This window comes from Megasphaera sp. DISK 18 (genome assembly GCF_001682955.1).
Taxonomy (GTDB): Bacteria; Bacillota; Negativicutes; order Veillonellales; family Megasphaeraceae; genus Megasphaera; species Megasphaera massiliensis.
The window spans coordinates 1-1072 of the sequence record NZ_LUGJ01000055.1; the positions used below are offsets into that span (position 1 = coordinate 1).

General features: G+C 43.1%; 1 protein-coding gene. It reads right to left on the reverse strand.

Annotation, left to right across the window (positions count from 1 at the left end; genetic code table 11):
* Window positions 1-206: 206 nt before the first annotated feature.
* Window positions 207-884 carry a helix-turn-helix domain-containing protein gene (locus A0U42_RS10150; RefSeq protein ID WP_065360876.1) on the reverse strand — a complete coding sequence of 226 codons (678 nt, stop codon included), beginning with the start codon at window positions 882-884 and terminating at the stop codon, window positions 207-209.
* Window positions 885-1072: the final 188 nt, after the last annotated feature.

The following is a 1072-nucleotide window of genomic DNA, read 5'->3' on the forward strand; positions in this document are numbered from 1 at the left end:
TTTATCCGGATAAGCCCGGTGAATTTCTTCTACCTTTTCCGCAACCAACCTGTTTTCTTGTTCCATCGCAGGGATTTGTCGGTGAAGCCATTTGTAATAAGCGGCTCGAGTTACTTTCCCTAATTTACATAAGGCTGAAATAGGATAGTGATGTTCCTCGTGTTCTTCCTGAATGGCAAGATAAATATGACGTTTTTTTAATCGGCTCAGTCCCGCCTCCTCTCTATTTCGTCCAATTTTTTTAAGAAAGAAATCTCCATTTCCGCCTGTTTCCTCTTAGCTCTTTCCAGCTTGAGTTCGGCACGCAATCTTTCTACTTCCGTAAGTTGGTCTTCCGGTTTTCTTTTTCCGCGATTATCCTGCAAGGCATCGAGACCACCCGCCTCGTATTTCAGCGTATAGCTGCGTGCCTGTTGATAAGAAACATCGTACTTCACCGCAGTCTCTGCGTAATTATGGTCATGGGCAATACAATACTGAACAATTTCAACTCGCTCATCAAATGTTGTTTTTCTGCCTTTCGTCATGATAGAAAATCCTCCTGTTCCGGAAGCTTTCAGCTCCTCATGACTATTATACCGCTTAATCCATGTGCGTAGTTGTTTTGATGACCTCAAACCAAATCTTTGGCAGATAACAGCCAGAGAACCTTCCTGATTCAGATAAGCGGTTACCGCCTGAACCTTACATTCATGGGAATAGTGTTTGTTCTTTGTGTGCGTAAAGGCATCGATCCCATTCCCTTTATAACTACCAATCCAAGCTCTGACAGAAGGCGGGGCAACGGACAGACGCTTGGCAGCCGCATGGATAGATTCTGTTCCATGGAGAATGTTTTTGACGGTATGCAATTTCTCTTGAGCACATATCTTTGTTTTATGCATTAAAAATACTCCCCTTTAAGTAGCATGAGATTTTATTATTTCTCATGTCTACCTAAAGGGGAGCATATCAATCGGCAGGGCAGCCTTTTGCTGTCTGGCGTCTGTCCTGCCAATCGCTTGCGAAGTTAAGGAATCTTTGCTATAGTGAAACGAGAAAGACATTTATCGGAAGATGGGGATTATTATGA

Coding starts and splice junctions, on each gene's coding strand:
- A0U42_RS10150 (WP_065360876.1), bottom strand. CDS start 884: ATGCATAAAACAAAGATATGTGCTCAAGAGAAATTGCATACCGTCAAA.